15 protein-coding genes are annotated in these 21180 nt (G+C 48.0%); 9 read left to right on the top strand and 6 right to left on the bottom strand.

Features of this window, described 5'->3' with window-relative positions; genetic code table 11:
* Nucleotides 1-33 precede the first annotated feature (33 nt).
* The 6 genes from BLV22_RS06835 (at nt 34) to BLV22_RS06810 (ending at nt 7253) form a co-directional block, all read left to right on the top strand.
* Nucleotides 34-873: a carbohydrate ABC transporter permease gene (locus tag BLV22_RS06835; RefSeq protein ID WP_245724045.1), complete on the top strand. Its 840-nt coding sequence runs from the start codon at nt 34-36 to the stop codon at nt 871-873.
* On the top strand, nt 873-1700 hold the full coding sequence (locus tag BLV22_RS06830; RefSeq protein WP_091613004.1) for a carbohydrate ABC transporter permease: 828 nt from the start codon (nt 873-875) through the stop codon (nt 1698-1700). Before BLV22_RS06835 ends, BLV22_RS06830 begins: the two co-directional genes overlap by 1 nt.
* Nucleotides 1701-1726: 26 nt before the next feature.
* Nucleotides 1727-3931 carry an alpha-galactosidase gene (locus tag BLV22_RS06825; RefSeq protein ID WP_091613002.1) on the top strand — a complete coding sequence of 735 codons (2205 nt, stop codon included), beginning with the start codon at nt 1727-1729 and terminating at the stop codon, nt 3929-3931.
* A gap of 337 nt (nt 3932-4268) precedes the next feature.
* Nucleotides 4269-4910 carry a hypothetical protein gene (locus BLV22_RS06820; RefSeq protein ID WP_091613000.1) on the top strand — a complete coding sequence of 214 codons (642 nt, stop codon included), beginning with the start codon at nt 4269-4271 and terminating at the stop codon, nt 4908-4910.
* Between the two features lie 396 nt (nt 4911-5306).
* Nucleotides 5307-6275: a C40 family peptidase gene (locus BLV22_RS06815; protein ID WP_091612998.1), complete on the top strand. Its 969-nt coding sequence runs from the start codon at nt 5307-5309 to the stop codon at nt 6273-6275.
* A gap of 168 nt (nt 6276-6443) precedes the next feature.
* On the top strand, nt 6444-7253 hold the full coding sequence (locus BLV22_RS06810) for a CpsB/CapC family capsule biosynthesis tyrosine phosphatase (RefSeq protein ID WP_091612997.1): 810 nt from the start codon (nt 6444-6446) through the stop codon (nt 7251-7253).
* A gap of 34 nt (nt 7254-7287) precedes the next feature.
* On the opposite strand, the gene BLV22_RS06805 is transcribed toward BLV22_RS06810, so the two are convergent.
* The 4 genes from BLV22_RS06805 to BLV22_RS06790 all read right to left on the bottom strand — a co-directional run bounded on the left by BLV22_RS06805 (nt 7288) and on the right by BLV22_RS06790 (nt 10287).
* On the bottom strand, nt 7288-8217 hold the full coding sequence (locus BLV22_RS06805; protein WP_091612995.1) for an LCP family glycopolymer transferase: 930 nt from the start codon (nt 8215-8217) through the stop codon (nt 7288-7290).
* Between the two features lie 173 nt (nt 8218-8390).
* Entirely contained in the window at nt 8391-8756 is a 366-nt protein-coding gene (locus tag BLV22_RS06800) for a hypothetical protein (RefSeq protein WP_091612992.1), read from the bottom strand.
* Nucleotides 8740-9291, bottom strand: a complete 552-nt coding sequence (locus BLV22_RS06795; RefSeq protein ID WP_091612990.1) for an acyl-CoA thioesterase — start codon at nt 9289-9291, stop codon at nt 8740-8742. The genes BLV22_RS06800 and BLV22_RS06795 overlap by 17 nt, the downstream gene beginning before the upstream one ends.
* Before the next feature lie 99 nt (nt 9292-9390).
* Nucleotides 9391-10287 (bottom strand): LysR family transcriptional regulator, encoded by an 897-nt coding sequence (locus BLV22_RS06790; protein ID WP_091612987.1) that lies wholly within the window; start codon nt 10285-10287, stop codon nt 9391-9393.
* 107 nt (nt 10288-10394) lie between these two features.
* Between BLV22_RS06790 and BLV22_RS06785 the strand changes: the two genes are divergently transcribed.
* Nucleotides 10395-11162, top strand: a complete 768-nt coding sequence (locus tag BLV22_RS06785) for a tyrosine-protein phosphatase (RefSeq protein WP_091612984.1) — start codon at nt 10395-10397, stop codon at nt 11160-11162.
* Between the two features lie 30 nt (nt 11163-11192).
* On the top strand, nt 11193-12251 hold the full coding sequence (locus BLV22_RS06780) for a glycosyltransferase family 4 protein (protein WP_091612981.1): 1059 nt from the start codon (nt 11193-11195) through the stop codon (nt 12249-12251).
* Nucleotides 12252-12562: 311 nt separating this feature from the next.
* On the opposite strand, the gene BLV22_RS06775 is transcribed toward BLV22_RS06780, so the two are convergent.
* Nucleotides 12563-15280 carry a peptidoglycan-binding protein gene (locus tag BLV22_RS06775; protein ID WP_091612979.1) on the bottom strand — a complete coding sequence of 906 codons (2718 nt, stop codon included), beginning with the start codon at nt 15278-15280 and terminating at the stop codon, nt 12563-12565.
* A 300-nt stretch (nt 15281-15580) separates the two neighbouring features.
* On the opposite strand from BLV22_RS06775, the gene BLV22_RS06770 reads away from it, so the two are divergent.
* Nucleotides 15581-17623 (top strand): N-acetylmuramoyl-L-alanine amidase, encoded by a 2043-nt coding sequence (locus tag BLV22_RS06770; protein ID WP_143030959.1) that lies wholly within the window; start codon nt 15581-15583, stop codon nt 17621-17623.
* Nucleotides 17624-17668: 45 nt separating this feature from the next.
* On the opposite strand, the gene BLV22_RS06765 is transcribed toward BLV22_RS06770, so the two are convergent.
* On the bottom strand, nt 17669-21148 hold the full coding sequence (locus tag BLV22_RS06765; RefSeq protein WP_091612973.1) for a peptidoglycan-binding protein: 3480 nt from the start codon (nt 21146-21148) through the stop codon (nt 17669-17671).
* Nucleotides 21149-21180: the final 32 nt, after the last annotated feature.

Genomic DNA, 21180 nt, shown 5'->3' with positions numbered 1-21180 from the left:
ATTAAAAGATCGAAAACGTCCTCGCTCTGGATTATGTACGTTCCGGCGCTTGCCTTTGTTATTATTTTCATCGTTTATCCGTTTATTAATGGTGTGCGCATTTCATTTACAGACTGGGACGGTTTCTCGCAGACAAGAAATTTTGTAGGCTTCGAACAGTATACCCGGATGCTCACTGATCCCACTACCTGGCTGGTAGTGCGTAATACGCTCCTTTACGGTATCGGGAGTACATTTCTGCAGATGACGGTGGGCCTGCTGTATGCGCTGCTGCTCATGCAGAGCCTGAAGATGCGGGCCGTTACCAGAACAATCGTGTATATGCCGGTTATTATCAGCCCGCTTATTATGGGGTATATCTGGTACTTTATGTTTGCTTACAGCAACGGGGCATTGAACGATATCGTCATGCTTTTCGGGCTCGACCGTATTAACTGGCTGAACAACCCCGGCCTGAACCCGTTTTTAATCGTTCTTGTAAACACGTATCAGTTTGTCGGGATTTCCATGATTGTGTTTATTGCCGGACTGCAAAGCGTATCCAAAGAATATTACGAAGCAGCACGCATCGACGGGGCTTCACTGTTCCAGCAGTTTAAAAATATCACCATTCCGCTCTTAATGCCGGCAATTACCATTAACGTTGTGCTTAATATTATTGGGGGATTAAAGCTGTTTGACGTGATTGTTTCCTTAACCGGCGGTGGGCCGGGAGATGCCTCGCAGTCCATGTCGACATTCATGTATTCACTGTACTTTGACCGCCAGGACGCCGGCTATGCAGCTACTCAGGGCGTGCTGATGGTTATCATTATTCTCGTTATTACGCTGGCCTCGGTCATTTACCTGCGCCGCAAGGAGGTAGAAGCATAATGAATCGCTTTACAGGAAAACAGCGCTTAGGACTTAACCTATTGTGTCTGCTCATATGCCTTTTGCATATTGTCCCCTTTTATATTCTGATTACTACCTCGCTGAAAGCATTGGGCGACTTTAGCTCGATGTGGGTGCTGCCGCAGGAATGGAGCTTTGAAAACTTTATAGTTGCCTGGGAACAGGCGCAGCTTGGAACAGCTATGTTTAACTCCGGCTTCATTACGTTCTTTTCCGCAGCGTTCTTGATCATTGCCGGTTCGCTGGCTGCTTATCCGCTCGCAAGAAGGCAGACGAAGCTGAACAAATTTGTATACTTGTTTTTTATCGGTATTATGATTGTGCCGCCGCTCACGGTCCTCGTGCCACTCTACCAGATGGTCGTGGACTGGGGACTTTTAAACACACGGGCTGTGGCCATATTCAACAACGTTGCGGCCTTTCTTTCGATGACGATCTTTCTGTATGCCGGGTTTATTCGCTCCACCGTACCAAAAGAACTTGAAGAAGCGGCGAAAATTGACGGGGCAAATACACTGACCATCTTTTTCCGTATCGTGTTTCCACTGCTCAAGCCTATTACAGCTACGGTATTAATCATTGCCTGCGTCTACATTTGGAATGACTTCCAGTTCGCGATTTTCTTCCTGCAGGAAGCGAGCGTGCAGACACTGCCGGTAGCAGTAAACAGCTTCTTCGGGGAAAACTCCGCCAATCTGAACCTGGTGGCTGCCGCCTCTCTTGTGGCGCTGCTGCCGATGACCCTGTTGTTTCTATTCCTGCAGCGTTTCTTTATTGAAGGTCTTGCACAGGGATCAATCAAATAAAATAAAAAAAGTGGGGAGAAACCGGAATGCCTATTCATTACAGCAGTTCCACTAAAACATTTCATCTGCAGGCAGCGGACACGAGCTATGTGTTCGATGTGCTTCCAAACAATCAACTGGGGCATATTTATTACGGAAAACGCCTGCCGCACCGCGAGGATTTTTCTCATCTGCGCCGGTTTGAAGAACGGGCGAATACGACATCTGTAAGTGAAGAAAACCCTTCACTTTCGCTTGAGAGCGTGCAACAGGAATATCCGGTCTATGGAACAACTGATTTCCGTGAGCCGGCACTGCATATTCAGCAGCAGGATGGCAGCCGTATTACTAATTTCCAATACGAAAGCCATGCCTTTCTTGACAACAAACCGGAGCTTCCGGGGCTGCCGGCCACATACACAGAGCACGGGGGTGAAGCCACGACGCTCGCCCTGACCTTGAAAGACTACCATCTGAATGCGGAATTAACGCTGCTTTATACGCTTTTCGAAGCCCCCGGGGTCATTGCACGGAGTGCGGCTGTTTATAATGGCGGGGCCGAACCGTTTCGTCTGCTAGGCATTAAAAGCATGAATGTTGATTTTTCGGATGCGGAGTTTGAGATGCTGCATTTATCCGGCGCCTGGGCGAGAGAGCGCCACGTGAAAACACGAAAGCTTGAAGAAGGAGTGCAGCGGATTGCAAGCACCCGCGGCATCAGCAGTGCCCAGCACAATCCGTTTCTGGCGCTGAAGCGGCCGGAAACAGATGAAAGCCGAGGCGAAGTATTTGGCTTCAGCTTTGTTTACAGCGGGAATTTCGAGGGCCGGGTAGAGGTGGATCATTTCGGGGTCTCGAGAGTGTCGATGGGGCTGCCGGATTTTGATTTCTCCTGGAAAACAGAGCCCGGGGAAACATTCCAGGCACCTGAAGTCGTGATGGTGCATTCTACAGAAGGTTTAAACGGCATGAGTCACAAGTTTCACGATCTGTATCGCAGCCGCCTTGTACGCGGCCCCTGGAGGGATGAAGCACGGCCGGTGCTTTTGAACAACTGGGAAGGCACTTATTTTGATTTTAATGAAGAAAAAATTGTTTCTATGGCGGAGACGGCCAGCCAGTGCGGTATAGAATTGTTCGTTCTGGATGACGGATGGTTCGGTCGCAGGAACGATGACACGACATCGCTCGGGGATTGGTTTGTAGATGAAAGCAAGCTTCCGAACGGCATCCGGGGGCTGGCGGAAAAAATCACAGGCATGGATATGCGTTTCGGCCTATGGTTTGAGCCGGAAATGGTATCAAAACAAAGTGAACTGTTTCAAAAGCACCCGGATTGGATGCTTGAAACGCCGGGAAGAAAGCCGTCTCAGGGCAGAAATCAGTTTGTACTCGACTTTTCAAGACCGGAGGTAGTGGATGAGCTCCACCGGCAGATGGCCCGGCTGCTGGAGGATGCTGCCATCACATATGTGAAGTGGGACATGAACAGGCCGCTCACAGAAGTTTACTCTAAGGTATATCCGCCGGACCGGCAGCAGGAAATTATGCACCGTTATGTGCTGGGTGTCTACGATTTGTATGAACGGCTGACCACAGAATTTCCGCACGTATTGTTTGAGTCCTGTGCAAGCGGAGGGTGCCGGTTTGATCCCGGCATGCTGTACTATGCGCCGCAGACGTGGACAAGCGACAACACCGACGCCGTGGAAAGGCTCCGTATTCAGTACGGTACGTCGATGGTGTATCCGCTGAAAACAATGGGTGCCCACGTATCTGATGTGCCAAACCATCAGGTGCACCGGACTACGAGTCTTCAGACACGGGCAGACGTTTCCTATTTTGGGAATTTTGGCTACGAGCTTGATATTACGAAGGAGCCGGATCTGTCGCTGTTGCAAAAGCAGGTGGAGTTTTACAAAAACCATCGGGAGCTTCTCCAGGAAGGTGATTTTTACCGGATTACGAGCCCGTTTGAGGGTGATGGAAACGTGACTTCCTGGAGTGTAGTTTCGAAGGATAAGCAAACGGCAGCCATCGGCAGGTACCAGGTGCTCGAAGAACCAAATGACGGATTCAGCCGGATTTACGGGCGCGGGCTCGCTGAAGAGCAGTTGTATGCAGTGGAAGGAACAGACTGGCAGCTGTATGGTGCTGAATTAATGCATGCAGGGATTCCGGTGAATATAGCAGGGGTGGAAAAACCTTTAGGAGATTATGCCTCTACCGTGGTAGTACTGCAGGCGGTATAGAGAAACAGTGAGCCGGAAAAGAGCGGATTTACGCTTTTTTCCGGCTTTTTTGCGTTCGTATAAAAATAATTAATAACGGCAGCTGTAAATATCGAGAATGAAGACCGATGAAAATAGTAGAAGAATAACGTACGATATAAGAGGATCTGTGTGAAAGTTATAATTATACAATAGGAAAGTATAGACGCCGTGGCGCCAATATGAAAAAATGTATTAAGTATAATTCAAATGTTTCATTATTTTTGTTTGTGTGCAGCTGAATGACTCAATTTCTATACAGGTGCAAAAACGATTAATATTACGGAGCCCGTCACTGAAGAAAGGAGATTTACCTTTAATGCCAGCAAAGTATGAAGAACAGTTACAGGAAATTCTGCACGAGGCGATCCAGGAGCATAACTACGACCGCGCCGAACAGGCCGTTCACCATATGCGTAACCTTGAGCGGATGGAAGCTTTTATTGCCGGGGAGGATATCAGCTATCCGGAGCGAAACGGCGCAGAGGCTGTAGTTCCTGGAGAAAACGGATTGGTCGACTTGTCCGCGCCGACGGTCTCCTTCAGGGAGCAGCCCCGGGTAAATGGAAATAACATTCCTGCGGGCCGGGGCCGGGAGACGCTTCTTTTATACTATATAGAAGAAGAAGGGCTGCTGAAATTTAAAAAAGCACCGCAGACGTATGCCGTAAGTGTTGATTTTTTCAGAACGTTCCTGCAGAACCTGGTCTCCTGGGAAAATAAATCTCCATTTTCCTCCAAGGATTACTTTGAAGCCTTCGGGGATTCACTGAAAGAGAAGTCCACTTACCAGGCCTCAACGCTGCGCCAGTTTATAACACTTCTGTTCCGCTATTGTGTAAAGCTTGATATTCTTGAAAAGCCGGAAGTGCATCAGCGCAGCAGGTATATTCTGGCAGACAATATCAGCGTTGAAGAGATCATCGACTATATTAAAGAACATAGAATACTGCAAATGTAATATAAAGATAAAGCAGAGCTTCTTCCGCCGGACTGCAGGCGGAAGAAGCTTTTTATATTTTACTGAGTCTATTATAATGGGCATAAAGTTTTTAGTGGGTCTAAAATCATCAATAAAGTTACGGATTTGTGTGCAAAATTACAGTTGTGTAACAAAAGTGCTCGTTCTATTGAATTAGTTAAATCGCCAACATATAATACGAATAGCTTATAAAAACGGAAAAAAACATATTAAGTATTTTAAAAACAAAATAATAGGAGGTGTAATCGTCTTAAACTCTTAATAATAAAAAATATCCCTTTTATTACATATATTTCTATAAAAGCTTAATGCTGAAACTTTAAAATCATAACATACACACTCCGGATATTAAGAGACCTTACAGACGAAAACATAATGAAAAAATTCTTATTCAGCGCTGCGCTTGCAGCAGGACTTCTCGCCACACCGACTGTTGCAGATGCAGCGCTTGGAGACCAGACGCTAAAACAGGGCCACCGGAATTCAGATGTAAAAGAACTGCAGGAGTATCTGAAAAGCGAAGGCTTTCACACCGGGTCAATTGACGGAGTGTTCGGGCCGGTAACAGCAGGATCCCTGAAATCATTCCAGCGTGCCAAGAGCATCGGAATGGACGGCGTGGCCGGACCAATCACGTTCAGTAAAATGAACCTCGGCGGCGGCAGCTCCTCTTCGACCGTTTCTTCAAATTCCTCAGGCTCTTCCAGCTCCAGCGTTTCTTCAAGACTCCGCCAGGGCGACCGCGGCAGTGAAGTAAGCAGCCTGCAGAGTACGCTGAAAAGCAAAGGATTTTATAACAGCTCTGTGGACGGGGTATTCGGTCCGGTGACGGCAGCTGCCGTTAAAGACTTCCAGCGTGCAGCCGGTATCGGCGTGGACGGAGTTGTCGGACCGGTTACACAGAAGGCATTGAACAGCAATGTAACAGCTTCATCGGGAAGCTCCAACTCTTCCTCAACTTCGGACAGTAAGGTAGCCGGAGTATCAACAGGTTCTTCCTCAGCAGTAGTGGAAACAGGCAAACAGTACATCGGCACTCCATACGTGTGGGGCGGCACCTCTACGAGCGGCTTTGACTGCAGCGGTTTTATCCAGTATGTCATGAAGCAGCACGGCGTAACAACGAAACGGACAGTAGCGCAGATGTGGACCCAGGTATCGAAGGTATCGAGTCCGAGCGTAGGCGATGTAGTGTTTTATGAAACAAGAACCGGCCCTTCCCATATGGGCTTCTACGTTGGAAACGGCAAATTTCTCCATGCCGGTGCCTCGACTGGCGTCACTATTTCCGACATGAACAGCTCCTATTGGAAATCCCGTTATATTGGCGCAGGCCGCTTCTAAATAAACGTGAGGCTGAAAAGCAGAGTAGTTGCTTTCAGCCTCTTTTTTGTGATGAAAGTCGTAGTTGGCAGAGGAGATGCAACTAAGATATTTTCACTTCGTTTGAGAGGCTGTGTGCTATACTTAGGTGACTTAGTCGTTTTCCATGCCGAAGGAATAATACGGGCAATGGGCCAAACCAAAGGAGTGGAAGAATTGATTGACATTAACAGCTACATCTTAAATGATGAAGATGGAACAGCGGAGAAAGAGAACAATGTCAGGCAATTACTTGCGCAGTACCAGGAGGCAGGGATGACAGATATTATTGCTGCTCCAAAGCAATGGCAAGGTAACGACAAACATCCGGGAGACACGATTCCATTTTTAATTGAACAGTTTCAAAAGCAGTGGAGCGGTGAATTAGGCGCTGTCCATATTCACCCAGGACAGTGTGTGCGGCTGACGGATACACTGGTAAATGAATTAAAAACGGAAGAAGCATTAACGCTGAACGGCAGCCGGTACGTGCTTGTAGACTGGAGCGAAGAACTTTCCTATCACCAGATGCATGCGTATTTACATGAGCTGCGTATGGAAGGATACATGCCGATTCTGGCAGAACCGGAGAAAGAACCTGGCTTCCAGCAGCATCCCGAAGAGCTGTACCGGTTGATTAAAGATGGATCGCTTGCGCAGGTGAATGCGGGGAGCTTCAGCAAATCCGCGCCGAAGCCGCAGAGACATCTGGCTGAAAAAATGGTTCAGTACCGGTGGGCAAATATTGCAGCCAACTTCACCATTGATTCCTTTGAAGAAGATCTTTCCATGGAAACGGCTTTCACCAGTATTGAAAAGCTAGCCGGCAGAGATTATGCCCAAATGCTGAAAGATAATGCGGCGTGCGTGCTGGGTAACCGTTACGTCAGTACCGAAGAACCGTTTTCCTTAAAAGAAAAGCGGAGATGGTTTATGCCGAACCTTTTCAAAGCCAAATAAAAACGGTGCCCTCTGTCGAGGGTACCGTTTTTTGTTATTCTGCGGGCGCTTCTTCTCCGTCTTCGAGCTCCAAGTGGTCTCGGAGTTCATTGGAGATCTCATCTACCTCCGCCGGATCCTGTTCCATGTAGTAAACACCGTCAATGGTCCGGTCCTGCCCGTTTTCAAAGTTGATATTTTCAATATCATCCCGGGCACCGTAGTAATTCGAACGCAGATCCTTCATGTCATCGAAGGTCATATTTGTGCGCACGTTTTCTTCCACGACGTCGAGATAGTCACCGATACGCGTAATGGACGTCACGCTCTGTCCCTTGTTCGCGACAGCTTCAAGAACCTGGCGCTGACGTTCGTTGCGTCCGAGATCCCCGCTCGGATCTTCTTTTCTCATACGAACGTAGGTAAGTGCTTCTTCACCGTTCAGTTCGATTTCACCTTCTGGGAAGTCATGCTCGTGGACGCTGAAAGCGAAATCGTTTTCCACTGTGACGCCGCCGACAGCGTTAACTATGTCTTCAAATCCTTTAAAGTTAATAGTGGCATAGTAGTCAATCGGCACATTTAAAAAATTTTCCGCCGTATCCATAGCCATATCGGGCCCGCCAAACGCGTAAGCGTGCGTAATTTTATCCTGCTCGCCCCGTCCGATAATTTCCGTGTACGTGTCACGCGGGATGCTGACCATTTTGGTCGACTCTGTTTCCGGGTTGACGGTAGCGACGATCATCGTGTCGGTTCGGCCCGAAGTGCTTTCTTCAGAGTCAACGCCCATAAGCAGAATGGAAATCGGCTCGCTCGTATCGAGGTCCACGTCCGCTTCGCGGAGGTTGCTCTGGCGGTCTTCGCCTTCATTGATATTTTCTGCGGTATCTGCCACTGAGTCATAGAGATACCAGGCGTAAATGCCGACTGCTATAAGGAGCGCCAGAAACAGCCCGCCAATAATAAGTAATGCTTTTTTCATATGTGTTCATTTCTCCTGTCTGCCTGGTTGTGTAGTATTGCTTTATTTTATAGTTAATTCAGCAATAGTTCAATAGGCTCTAATTATTTGATCTCTGCTACAAATAGTAGTCGCCTAAAAAACAAAAAAGTTACAAAAAAATCCAGACAATCACTTTGCCTGGATTCGTTTTGTTAGTTATTCAGCCCTTTAATGGATTCCGGCGTGGCACCGGCGGTCATCGCGCAGAAGGCTTCCTGCTCTTCAGAGGAAAGCGCCGGGATAAACTGCTGCAGCTGCTCTTCATCCGCCTGCCTGCGCAGCTTCTGCACCTCCTCGATATAAAGGCGGCGTACAGAATCCGGCAGCGCCTGGACGTCAGCCGGCAGTTCTCCTGCAGGCTGAAGCAGCGCGCATAGGCTTTGGTAGCGGAGCTGAAGCTTCCGGGTCAGCTGAACCGCATGGGTCCACAGCGTATACAGCTCTTCGTTATTGTGCCTTAATGCGCTGCGTTCTTCATCAATGCTCCGGAGCGTCTGAATACTAGTTAATGTGATCATAATGCATGCCCTCCTCGTGTTCGTCCCAAGGTTTTTCCAGGGTAATGAATTTAGCGAGCTCCTTGCTTTTCTGCCGGTGGTGCTTACGGTCAATTTCACGGTCCTGGCCGGTCTCAAACAGCGTTTTTTCTTCATCGGTTTCTGGTATGATGCCCGGCACCGGTACTGGTTTGCCGTGGTCGCCGAGAGCGACAAAGGTTAAAAATGCAGTAGCTGCAATCCGGCGTTCTCCGCTCATCATGTCTTCAGCGATCACCTTGCAGAAGATTTCCATCGAGCTTGTGCCGGTATAGGATACAAATGATTCAATGCAGACCGAATCCGTCTGGAAAATCGAACAGAGAAAATCGATGGAATCGGTCGAAGCGGTGACGCATTCCTTTGCGCGGGAATGCCGGCGGGCCGACAGCGTGGCGCAGCTGTCGAGTTTTTTCATTAGAACGCCGCCAAAAAGGGAGTTGTAGTTATTTAAATCGTTCAGCAGTACCTGGTCAGTGTTGACGATACGGCTTTCACGCATTTTCCGTGCCTGCATAGTGAAGTCTCCTTTCATTTATAAGGATACTTCACATAAACTCATAATAAAAATGAATGGTTAATATAATTATCATAACTTGTGTCTATGTTAAATGCATTAATTATCCTGCTTCATTTGGGAAAGCACCGGGATGGAAAAATCGAGCCACTCTTTAGCGATAAACGAAAGGTAATGCTCGCGGTGCCAGATGAGACCGAGCTTCCAACGGAGTGCCTCTCCGGCAAGCGGTCGGATAACGACCTCGCCGCCAAGCTCGCGGCAGATACTTTCGGGAAGAAGGGTAATGCCAAGGCCGCTCGCAACCATTTTCTCAATAAAATCCCACTGCGAGCTTTCCGAGAGAATATTGGGCATAAATCCAATGTCTCGGCAGGCGGTAATAATCTGTTGGCGCAAAGAGAAATCCTGGTTAAACAGCAGAAAACGCTCCCTGCTAAGTTCGGCAAGGCTGACAGACGGCTGGCCCGCGAGCTCATGACGGGCAGGAAGCACAACCTGGAGCGGTTCGTCGACAAACGGGTGCGTATGAAAAAGTGATTCCTCGGTCGGGAGTACCACAGCGCCGACATCGAGGTCGCCGTGCAAAAGAGCCTCTTCAATTTTTTTCGAGCCATTTTCTTCAAGATGCAGGGTGATCTCCGGATACTTTTCGTGAAAAGGAGCGATTACCTGCGTGAAAAAGGAAGAGCTTAAGATCGGCGGTAGTCCGATGCGGAGCTGCCCGCGCTTTAAGCCGCGGAGGGCATCGAGCTCGTGCTCAAGCCCGTGGTAGGAGTGACGTATTTTTTTTGCCTGCTCGAGCATGACTGCGCCGGCATCGGTAAGGGTCAGTTTTTTACGCGACCGGTCAAACAGCGTTACGCCCCATTCCTCTTCGAGCTGCCTCAGCATCTTGCTGATCGTCGGCTGGGTAACGTACAAATGTTCAGCGGCGCGTGTGATGCTTTCGAGCCGGGCAGCTTCCATAAAATATACGAGCTGACGGTAGTCCATGTAATCACTCCAATCATATAAGCCTTAGTATAGAGAATAATCATGCAGAAAAAAATGAAAATATGATAAGCTGTTGATATGGAAAAAATGTAAAGGAGCAAATAATTATGATTGATTTGCATTCACATATACTCCCCGGCATTGATGACGGGGCCGGAACCATTCAGGACAGCATCGAAATGGCAAGAGCCGCGCAGGTGAACGGCATACATACCGTAGTGGCTACACCGCACCATAAAAACGGTGCCTGGGACAACAGCGGCCAGGACATCCCGCACCTGGTGGATTACGTGAACGAGTCACTGAAAAGCGCCCGTATTGACGTGAAGGTGCTCCCGGGCCAGGAGAACCGGATCAACGGGGAGCTGGTCAATGATTTAAAAAAAGGCATCTCGATCGGCCTCAATCACAGCCGCTACGTGTTTGTCGAATTTTCGAGCGCGCAGGTGCCGCGGTACGCCAAGCAGCTGCTGTTTGAGCTGCAGGTGGAGGGCTATGTGCCGGTCATCGTGCACCCTGAGCGGACGAAGGCGTTCCGCGAGGAGCCGGATCTCTTGCATGAGTTCGTGAAAAACGGGGCACTTACGCAGGTTACCGCCCACTGCTTTACCGGTAAAGTCCATAAAAGCATCAAGCAGTTTGCTGAAGACATGGTGATCCATAATCTGACGCATGTCGTGTCAACGGATGCCCACAACATTGACATGCGCCCGTTTGACCTGCGGGAATCCTATGATTACATTGATCATCAACTGGGCTCGGAATGCGTGGATACCTTTTTGGAAAACGCCGAGCGCATTATTGAAAATAGAGATCCGCTGCTCGACGAACCGTTAAAGATTAAAAATAAGAAAAAATTTCTTGGCCTCTTTTAATTTAAATATGAAAAGAAACGGGGTTTTTGATTGCCTAAAGTAGTTATCATTAGCTCACACTTACAGGACAAAGGCGGCATCGTGTCCGTGCTGAAAAATGTCCTTTCCTCTTCGCTGGTGGAAAAATATGATTTTAAACTGATTCCTTCTTATATCAATAAATCCAAAGCTGTCCGGGTGAAAATGTTTATCAGTGCTTTTTCTCTTTTGGTCAAAGAAGTAAAGCATAACCGGCCGGATATTGTTCACCTGCACGCGTCGGTGGCAGGAAGTTTTTACCGCAAAGCTCTGTTCATTTTATACTTGAAGAAGAAAGGCATCCCGACCGTTCTTCATATTCATGGTTCGAGGTTTGAAAGCTTTTATAATAATATGGGTCCCTTGAAAAAGAAGTTCGTCCGTTACGTCCTTGGATTAAATAAACGGGTGATAGTTTTATCGGATTACTGGAAAGAGTTTTTTCAAGAAATTATTCCTGCGGAAAAAATAACAGTAGTAGAAAATGGAATAGAGCTCGAAAATTACAATTACGACAAAGATGAAGCTTTTGCAGAAATTTTATTCATGGGACGACTTGGAGACAGAAAAGGTGTGTATGATTTATTAGAATCATGTGAACAATTGGTAACAAAAAACTCTGACTTTCTTATCCACATTGCCGGAGATGGCGAAGTGGAAAAAGTGAAAGAGCGAGTGAGGCAAAAAAAATTAGAAAACCATGTAAATGTCACTGGTTGGATTGAAGAAAAAGAACGGAGTGAGTATTTAAAAAAAGCAAACATAATGGTGCTTCCTTCCTATAATGAAGGTTTTCCGATGGCGATTTTAGAAGCGATGAACTACGGGGCAGCAGTTATTTCGACACGGGTTGGAGGTATTCCGGAGATGATTTCAGAAAACACTAACGGTTTTATTATCGATCCCGGCGACGTGGAGGCTCTGACAACACGCATGCAGTTGCTGCTTGAACGTCCGGAGCTTCGGGAACTTATGGGGAAAAATAATATGCGGAAAGTACGTGAACAGTTTGATGTCGAAGTCCAAGCAGCAAAAATTGATAAAGTATACCAGAAAATATTAAAAAGCTAGGATGCATTGGTTTTGAGAAAGATGGCCCTGAAACTTCATAAATATTATTCAACTGAAGTCGGAGAAATTTCTCTGGCTTTAGTTTGTGGGTACTTTAGCTTTCTTTAGGTTAGATTCTTTGGAAAATTAGTATTCTCCGGTTACTTTGCAGTGCTGGGCGAATATTTTATGAATAGATGACCAGGACTAGTTGTTGCAATCTCAATAATATTCTCTCCACAAAATATAAAAATACTTCCTTTAAGTAAACAGATTTTGTATTTCGTCTGTCTGCTTAGAAGGAAGCAAATTGAATTTCAAAAGAGATTTAGCTATTCTTTTTCTTCAATACGCATAATGTTGGATTCCATTTCATTGGAGTCCACGGCGCTCCGGAACTGGTCTCCGGATAAAGTAATAGTTTCTTCTTCCATAACAACTTCCATTTCCTGCAGTCGTTCATTTTCCATTACCGGCCGGAGAGCGAGGACATCCCCTTTATCCTCCTCCTGGAAATATTCCATGCTGGAAATGTCTCCGGTGGAGAAGGATTCTTCCCAGCTGACCTGCGCATAAGAAGAACCGTCATACGGATCCTCCACGCCAGTCAGGTAATCAAACTCACTGCCCCATACGTTTTCGGCATCCTCTGTATGGCCGCTTGCGGATGCGGAATAAATTCCTTCCACGAGCTGTCCGTCATAAGTGAGTACAGTCCCGCTTGTATCATGGATGGCATCCAGAATCATCGGTTTATCCTGTGGACCTGTAGGTATGCCGTGGTATACCTGGGAACGAGTGTCGTCATACACATCGAAATTACTTTCCGGTGAAGCCTGGGTGAGGGCATATGCCCTGGCAGCAACGGCCTGAACTTTAAACGCCTCCGGCTCGTCCCAGCTGCTGTACATTTCGTAAGGAACCACACCTTCAAGATAATCATCGATGTCGACATGGTTGACCACATCCATTACCCAGTTGCTCTGGGTACCGTCGATGTCTGATTTCTTAAATTGAAGGCTTCCTCGATATTCGGTGTCTTCGTGCTGGACTGTCCCATCACTTTCAGTTGATATACTGCTTTCAGTCGTTGCACTGGTATCTCCATTAGTAATAACGAACTCCCCGCTGCCATCGTCTCCGTAGGAAATCCCTGTAGTGCCTTCCAGGTCTTCAAGGACAGGCTCGCCGTCAGCGTCTACAATGTCGTAGCTGTCACTGCTTTCGATCGTGGCGGAATGTTGCTCGGTTTCGCCGAGCAGCACACGGATATCGCGGTCCTGGTAGTCGCTGCTCGTCGTAACGTCAATGTCAGTATAATAATACTCGAGAATCTCTTCATAGCTATTACCTTCCTGGGCCATACCGTAAGCACCCCACTGGGTCATGCCGACGCCGTGGCCGTTCTGGTCTTTGCCGTAGAAATCATAGGTTTTGCTATCCATTTCAAGCAGAGAGGTTAACGTGGCAGCATCAGCTCTCCCAGTGACGGAAAGACCCCGCTCCTGCTGGTATTCCTCCACCCGGGCTGTGGTGTCGGGATCGAAGCTGTCCCCTGCGCTCGTTTCAAATCCTGCCGCTGTTAAGTGCTGTTTTAAAAGCTGGACGTTTTCTCCTGCGTATCCTTCCTGTAATTCATGCTCGAAAGGAGAAGGAAACGATTCCGCTGCCAGTTCCTCCAGCGTTTCTTTTGTCACAACATCATACATGCCGGTGGCAGGGAGCCCCTGATCTTCCTGGAATTCCTGCAGTGCTTCCTCCGTGGAAGCATCAAAATAAGTGTCCGGTGCATCTGTTACGTAGAAGCCAAGAGCGTTCAGGCTGGTCTGCAGCTCCTCCACGCTGTCATTTGTGTCTCCGCGCTGCAACGCTTCTTCTGATTGTTCAATGTAAGTTTCCAGTGTTTCTTTTGTTTCGCTGTCAGCTGTCCCGGTTTCTTCGAGGCCATAAAATTGCTGAAATTCCCGGAGCGCTTCTTCGGTTTTTGGACCAAAATAATTAATCGGATTATCCGTTACGTGGAAGCCAGCGTCATTTAACAGCCGCTGTAGCTCCTGGACCGAAGCGTGGCGCACACCGTTTTTAAGAACCTCCGGGGGTTCGCTGGCTGTTTCCAAAACCTCTATTGTTTCATCATCAAGAATGCCAGTGACCGGAAGACTGTACGAGCGTTGAAAGTCCTCCACAGCCTGTTCGGTCAGCGGTCCGAAGTAGGCGGAGGGCTCGTCAGTTACATGAAATCCAGCATCGTTCAGCATCTGCTGGTACGTTTGAATATTTTCGTGCTTCATGCCTTTGACGTAGCCTGGTTCCTCCTGTTCCAACAACTGCAATGTGCTTTCTTCGGCAACGCCATCTGCAGGAAGCCCGAATGATTCCTGAAAATCTTTTAAAGCGCCCTCTGTTTTTGGCCCAAAATATGTAATTGGATTATCTGTTACATAGAAGCCTACTTTATTTAATAGCTCTTGAATGCGTTGGACTTCTTTATGGCGATCCCCTCTTTGAAAGCTATTAGGGGATGAGATCGCATATTGCAGAGCATCAACCGTTTCTTCGTTGAGTATGCCAGTGCTTGGAAGGTTATATGCCCGCTGGAAATTTTCTACGGCTCTTTGTGTCTTTGGACCGAAGTAAGCGATTGGATTGTTTGTTACGTGAAAGCCGGCCGTATTTAGATCTTCCTGGTAGTCCTGAATGGCTGGATCACTGTCGCCCCGCCGAAATCCATCTGTTAATTCGTTGCTCAAGGCATCAATGGTCTGCCTTCCTGCTTCGCCGGTTACAGTTAGCCCGTTGGAGCGCTGGAAGTCCTCCACTGCACTTTCTGTAAGCGGCCCGAAATAGTCGGTGGGATTATCCGTCACATGAAATCCTGCTTCATTTAAGTCTTGCTGCAGCTGAAGCACGTCTTCGCCGGAGGAGGTTTCGCTTAACGGCAGGTTGTCGTAGGCATAAGCCTGAACCTCCGACGGTGCAGCGGACCAAAGGTAAAGAGAAGCAGACCCGGCTACCGTGCTGTATAACAAAAATTTACCTGGTTTAAACAAATAAAAACCCCTTTTAGGTATATATAATTAGATCCTTATGTATACCAGAGAGTCTATGCAAACAAAGTATAATTTTCAAGGAATCCTATGAATTTCCATTCATTCAGGGATAAAAAGATGAAAAAGTTGGTGTAATATTTGTAATATTGCTGGGTATATCATCATTAAAGAATACAATTTGGAACTATTGTGACCCCCTGTACAGTGTCGATAGAATGGACAGGAAGTGCAGTTTATTACACTAATCAGGAGGTATGAGATATTTCAACACGCAGGCATTTGCTGCCAATAGGCACAGCTTTGGCTCTCGCATCGACTTTCCCGCTGTATGCCCAGACAGCAGAAGGAGCAGGGGAAACGTTGGAGGAGGGAGATTCTGGAGGAGACGTAAAGGAGCTGCAGAAAACACTTAACGATGCTGGTTTTGAGGTCACAGAAACACCCACTATATATTTCGGCCCAAAAACAAGCGGAGCAGTAGAAGAATTTCAACAGGCTAATGGTTTGATTGTCGACGGCATTGCAGGACCCAATACGTGGGAGGCGCTGGACACATCAACAGCAAGCGCCCCGGATGCTTTATCAGGACTGGAGGAAGGTGACAGCGGCGATCGTGTTATCGAACTGCAGCGGGATTTAAATGAAGCTGGTTTTCCAGTGACGGATAATCCGACCACCTACTTCGGGCCAAAAACAAGAGAAGCCGTCCGGGAATTTCAGCGTTCCTATCAGCTCGAGGATAATGGCATAGCGGATGAGAACACTATCTCCGAGCTCGATATGGTCCTTAATAATACCGGCAGTGCTTCTGCTTCGGGCGTGTATAAAGCAGGAGACGATAGTGAATACATAAAAGAGCTGCAGCGGGATTTAAATGAAGCCGGCTTCCATGTGACCGATGAGCCGACGACTTATTTCGGACCCCGCACCGAAACCTCGGTAGAAAACTTCCAGAAAGCAGAGGGGCTTTCGGTGGACGGCGTTGCGGGCGCCAATACGCTCGAAGCGCTCGAAGAAGTAAACGAGGCAGAGCCGGAAAGTGAACCGGAAGAAACAAATGAAAGCGAGGATACTGATTCTCTTTCCGAAGGAATGAGCAGTGACCGTATTCAGGCTCTGCAGGAGGATTTAAACGAAGCTGGTTTTCATGTGACAGATGAGCCAACGACCTATTTTGGGCCAAAAACAAAAGAAGCGGTAAAAGAGTTTCAGGAGGATAACGACCTGACTGCCGATGGCGCTGCTGGCACGAAAACATTATCTGCTTTAGAAGGAGTTCTGAAAACTAAACAGGAAGCAGAGAAAAAAGAGTCTGAGGAAGAATCCGAAGAAGCAAGCACTTCAAATGATCTTCTCAGTATTAACGATGAGGGAGAGGAGGTCCAGGAGCTTCAGGAAAAACTGAACGAGGCTGGCTTCCATGTCATGGACGATCCTAATGCTTATTTTGATGAAGACACTGAAACGGCGGTTGAAGAGTTCCAGCAGGAATATGAATTGGCCATCGATGGGGTGGCTGGTCCAGAAACGCTGGCTAAGCTGGATGAAGTGCAGGAAGAAGAGGAAAATACGGATCCCGGGGTGCTGAAAGCAGAAAGCACCGGTCAGGCAGTGGTTGATCTTCAGGAGGATTTGCATCAGCTGGAATATTTCCAGGGAACATATACCGAGGAATACAATAGCGAAACATCGGACGCTGTAGCAGCCTTTCAACGGGAGCATGGCCTTGCAATTGATGGCATTGCCGGTCCCAATACGCTCGATGCGATCGACGGGGAATTGAACCAAAGCGCCCCTGGCACGCTTCGGGGCAAAACGGTAGTTGTTGACCCGGGCCACGGCGGCTATGATGGTGGAGCGGCAGCGAACGGGCTGGAGGAAAAAGATATCGTGCTCGACACCGGACTGAAGCTGAAGAGCGACCTGGAGGCAATGGGGGCCACCGTGGTGATGACCCGGGAGACGGACCGGTATTTATCGCTGAATGAACGAACAGAAGTGGCGAATAATGCAAACGCCGATGCGTTCGTGAGTGTCCATGTAAACGCCGGCGGCGGTGTCGGCGACGAAAGCTACTGGTACGGAGAGCACGAGGCTGAAAGAAGCGAACGACTGGCTGAAGATGTGCAGGAGCAGTTGATTGAGGCGACAGGCGCCACGGACCGTGGAGTGAAGGAAGGCAACTTTCAGGTGATCCGGGATACGAATATTCCAGCTATTTTGGCGGAAATCGGGTTTATTGACAGCTCGACAGACGCAGCCAATTTAAGAGAAGAGGACTACCTGGATGATACATCTGAAGGACTCACCGGCGGCGTGGACCAATTTTTTGAAGAAAAGTAATAAAAGGGAGCATCTCTATGAAGAGAAGCTCCCTTTTTGCCGTCTTTAGTTAATTTCCTCGATGCTTAAAATGTTCGATTTCATGGCGTTTGAGTCGACAGCGCTCCGGAACTGGTCACCGGTGAGAGTGATTGTTCCTTTTTCCATGATCACCTCGATGCTTTGAAGACGTTCGTTTTTCATCGTTGGCTGCAGGGCGAGCACCTCGCCTTTGTTTTCATTTTTAAAATAATCAACAGCTGAGAGGTCTTTTAACGAAAAGGATTCGGTCCAGCTCACCTGGTTGTACTGGGATGGATCGTAAGGATCCGGGACACCGATCAGGTAGCCGACATTATTTCCCCACACGTCCGCAGCATCCACGGTGTGGCCACTTGCAGAGGCGGAGTAGACACCTTCCACCAGCCGGCCGTTATAGTGAATGGCCTGTCCGCTCGTGGACTGAATGGCGTTTAGAATGGTCGGGCTGTTATGAGAGCCGGTAGGAACACCGTGATACACCTGTGAACGAGTATCGTTATATACATCGAAGGTGCCGGAGGTTTTGATTTTTGTCATCGCATACGAGCGGGCGGCAACCGCCTGGGCTTTGTATGCATCCGGTTCATTCCAGCTGGTGTACATTTCATATGGAACGACGCCTTCAAGGTACGTATCGATACTCACGTGGTTAACGACGTCCATCACCCAGCTGCTTGTGTACTTGCCGTCCACGATGCTTTTGGAAAAATGAATTTCACCCTTGTAGGTAACGTTGTCGTATTCGATGGTGCCGTTGTTTGCATTTACGGCATAAATCGGATCAGTGGTGGTTTTTTCAGTCCCGTTATTTGTTACGGTATACGTTCCGTTTCCGCCTGAACCGTATGTGACGGTGGTGGAGCCGGAGACGTTTTCGAATAGCGTATCTCCATCCGTTGTCACGATACTGTAAGCGGAGGAACTTTCAATGTCAGCAGAATTTTTCTTGGTGTCTCCAAGAAGTACACGCATCGTTTTATTTTTATAGCTGTCGCTGCTCACTACGTCGATGCCGGTATAGTAATGCTTTAAGATTTGATCGTAGCTGTATCCCTGCTGGGCCATGCCGTAAGCACCCCACTGAGTCATGCCGACACCGTGGCCGAAGCGCTGTTTGCCGGAGAAGACGTACGTGGTGCCCCGCTTTTCAACGAGGGAACTCAAGGTCTGGCCGTTCGCCGAGCCGCTTGCAGAAAGCCCGTTGGCGGACTGATAGGCTTTCACCTGATCAGCGGTCAGCTGGTCATACGTGCTTGATGTGTTAGTGCTGTAGCCGGCAGCTTCAAGGTACTGCTTCAGCATGATAACACTGTCTCCGCTGTCGCCCTGGCTCAGTACGGAGGTGAATGGAGATGGAATAGATTCGTTCATTTCAGCCTCCAGAGCTTCTGCCGTTCTGCTGTCGAGCATTCCGGTCACCGGCAGCCCTTCCGCACGCTGGAAAACCTTTAAAGCGGACTCCGTTTTTGGTCCGAAGTAGTTGGTCGGATTGCTTGTCACCGTGTACCCGAGAGCGTTCAGGGTCTGCTGCAGTTTTTTGACCTCGGAGTTGGAATCATAGCGTTTCAGTGCATTGTTCCGCTCAGAAACAGCTTTATTTAAAGCATCCAAAACCTCGTCTGTGGCAACGCCGTCTGCTTTCAGTTTGTACGTCTGCTGAAAGTCTATCAAAGCGTCTTCTGTCTTTGGGCCAAAGTAATTGATGGGGGTAGCCGTGACATGGAAACCTGCTTTATTCAACAGCTGTTGCAAATTTATAACACTGGCATGACGAACTCCTCGTTCGAGACGGTTAATCGACTGAGTGACATCTTCGAGTTTTTGAATGGATTGGCTGTCGAGCATGCCGGTGACCGGGAGGTTGTAAGCCCGTTGAAATCCTCTCACAGTACTTTCTGTTTTCGGCCCGAAGTAGGTGATCGGGTTTTCTGTTACAAAAAATCCGGCTTCATTAAGTAACTGTTGATATTTACGAATTTTTTCGTTGCGATCCCCTTTAGAGTAGGTGTTTAAGGTTTTGGTTAAAGTTTCTAAAGTAGCGGTATTTGCCACACCGGTCACTGGAAGATGGTATGTACGCTGTAGGTCTTTAACAGCTCTTTCTGTTTTTGGTCCGAAATAGGTGATCGGATTTTCTGTCACAAAAAAACCGGCTTTATTCAAATCAGTTTGCAATTGTTTTACAGCAGCACCACTCGCTCCTTGTTTAAGTGACTTGTAGTCGTTTGCACTGCCATTCAGCACCTCTTGCAGTTTCGTGAGCGTGTTCGGGCCGGCGACGCCGTCAACAACCAGGCGGTTCGCCTTTTGGAAATCCCGCACCGCCTGGTCCGTTTTCGGTCCAAAGTGAACGGTTGGCGCGTTCACAACGTGAAAACCCGCTTCGTTCAAGTCCTTCTGAAGCTGCTGCACGTTCGATCCGCTTACACCCTCTTTCATAAAGCTAGGGCTGCTGACGTTGTCGCTTTTGTTATTTTCAGTATTTTTTTCATTAGTAGAACTACTGCTCAGTACTTCTTCTAATACAGAAAGTGTATTTGATCCTGCAACGCCGTCAACGACCAGTTTATTGGCGCGCTGGAAGTCTTTAACGGCCGCTTCGGTTTTCGGGCCGAAGTAGGTGGTCGGATTGTCCGTCACATGAAAGCCCGCCGCGTTTAGGTTTTCCTGCAGCTGTTGGACTTCACTGCCTGATACCCCGATTTTCAACAGACTGGTGCTGATTGATGCCGGCTGCATGGAAAAGGTGCTGAAGGAAGCCACAGCTGACTGCTGTTCATCGTCAGTAATTTCTTCGTCTGCCGGCTCTTCATCTTTAGAGCTTTCTTCCTCCGTATCTTCTTCCGATGGCGGTTCTGTCTCTTTTTGGATCTCCTTTTCAGGCTCTTCTGTGGCAATGTTTTCTTCATTATTTTCAGATTCAGCTTCTTTAGCAGGTTCTGTCTCCCCGGAGGAATCGAGAACTTCGATGTTCTGCTTTTCATCTGACTGGTCAGCTTCTTCTGTTTCTGCAGCTTCGGCTTCTGCTTCGGTATCTTCGGACTGCTCCCTGGATGCCGAATCATCTGATTTTTCTTCAGTAACTGCTTCAGTATCCTGCTCATCGTCTGCAGCTTCTTCTGCTGAATCAGCTTCCGGTTCCTCTTCGACAGGCACCGTATCTTCAGCCAGCAGTTTCAATGTATCGAAGGTTTCTTCATCAACCACACCGGTAATCCCGAGGCTGTTTTCCGCCTGAAATGTTTCCACCGCCTCAGTTGTTTCTTCATCATAAATATAGTCCGGAGCGACTGCTATGTAATCCAATGTTTCGAGGTATTCTTCGACCTCTAAAACAGTGTCATTTTCTGCTCCTTCTTCAAGGGGGATAAAGGACGTTTCTTCTTCCTTCTGTGTTTCTTCATCGGAATTCGCTTCAGCGACAATTGGCGGAGCTAATGTAAAGCTGAGGGAAGTAGTTCCAACTAAAGTCCCGAAAATGAGAAACATTGTCGATTTATTCATTCATCAGACGCCCTTTCGATTTTATAAAGAAG

The organism is Marinococcus luteus, from assembly GCF_900106595.1.
Classification (GTDB): domain Bacteria; phylum Bacillota; class Bacilli; order Bacillales; family Marinococcaceae; genus Marinococcus; species Marinococcus luteus.
The sequence above is the reverse complement of the archived record's forward strand: the minus strand, read 5'-3'. Positions and strand labels throughout refer to the sequence as shown.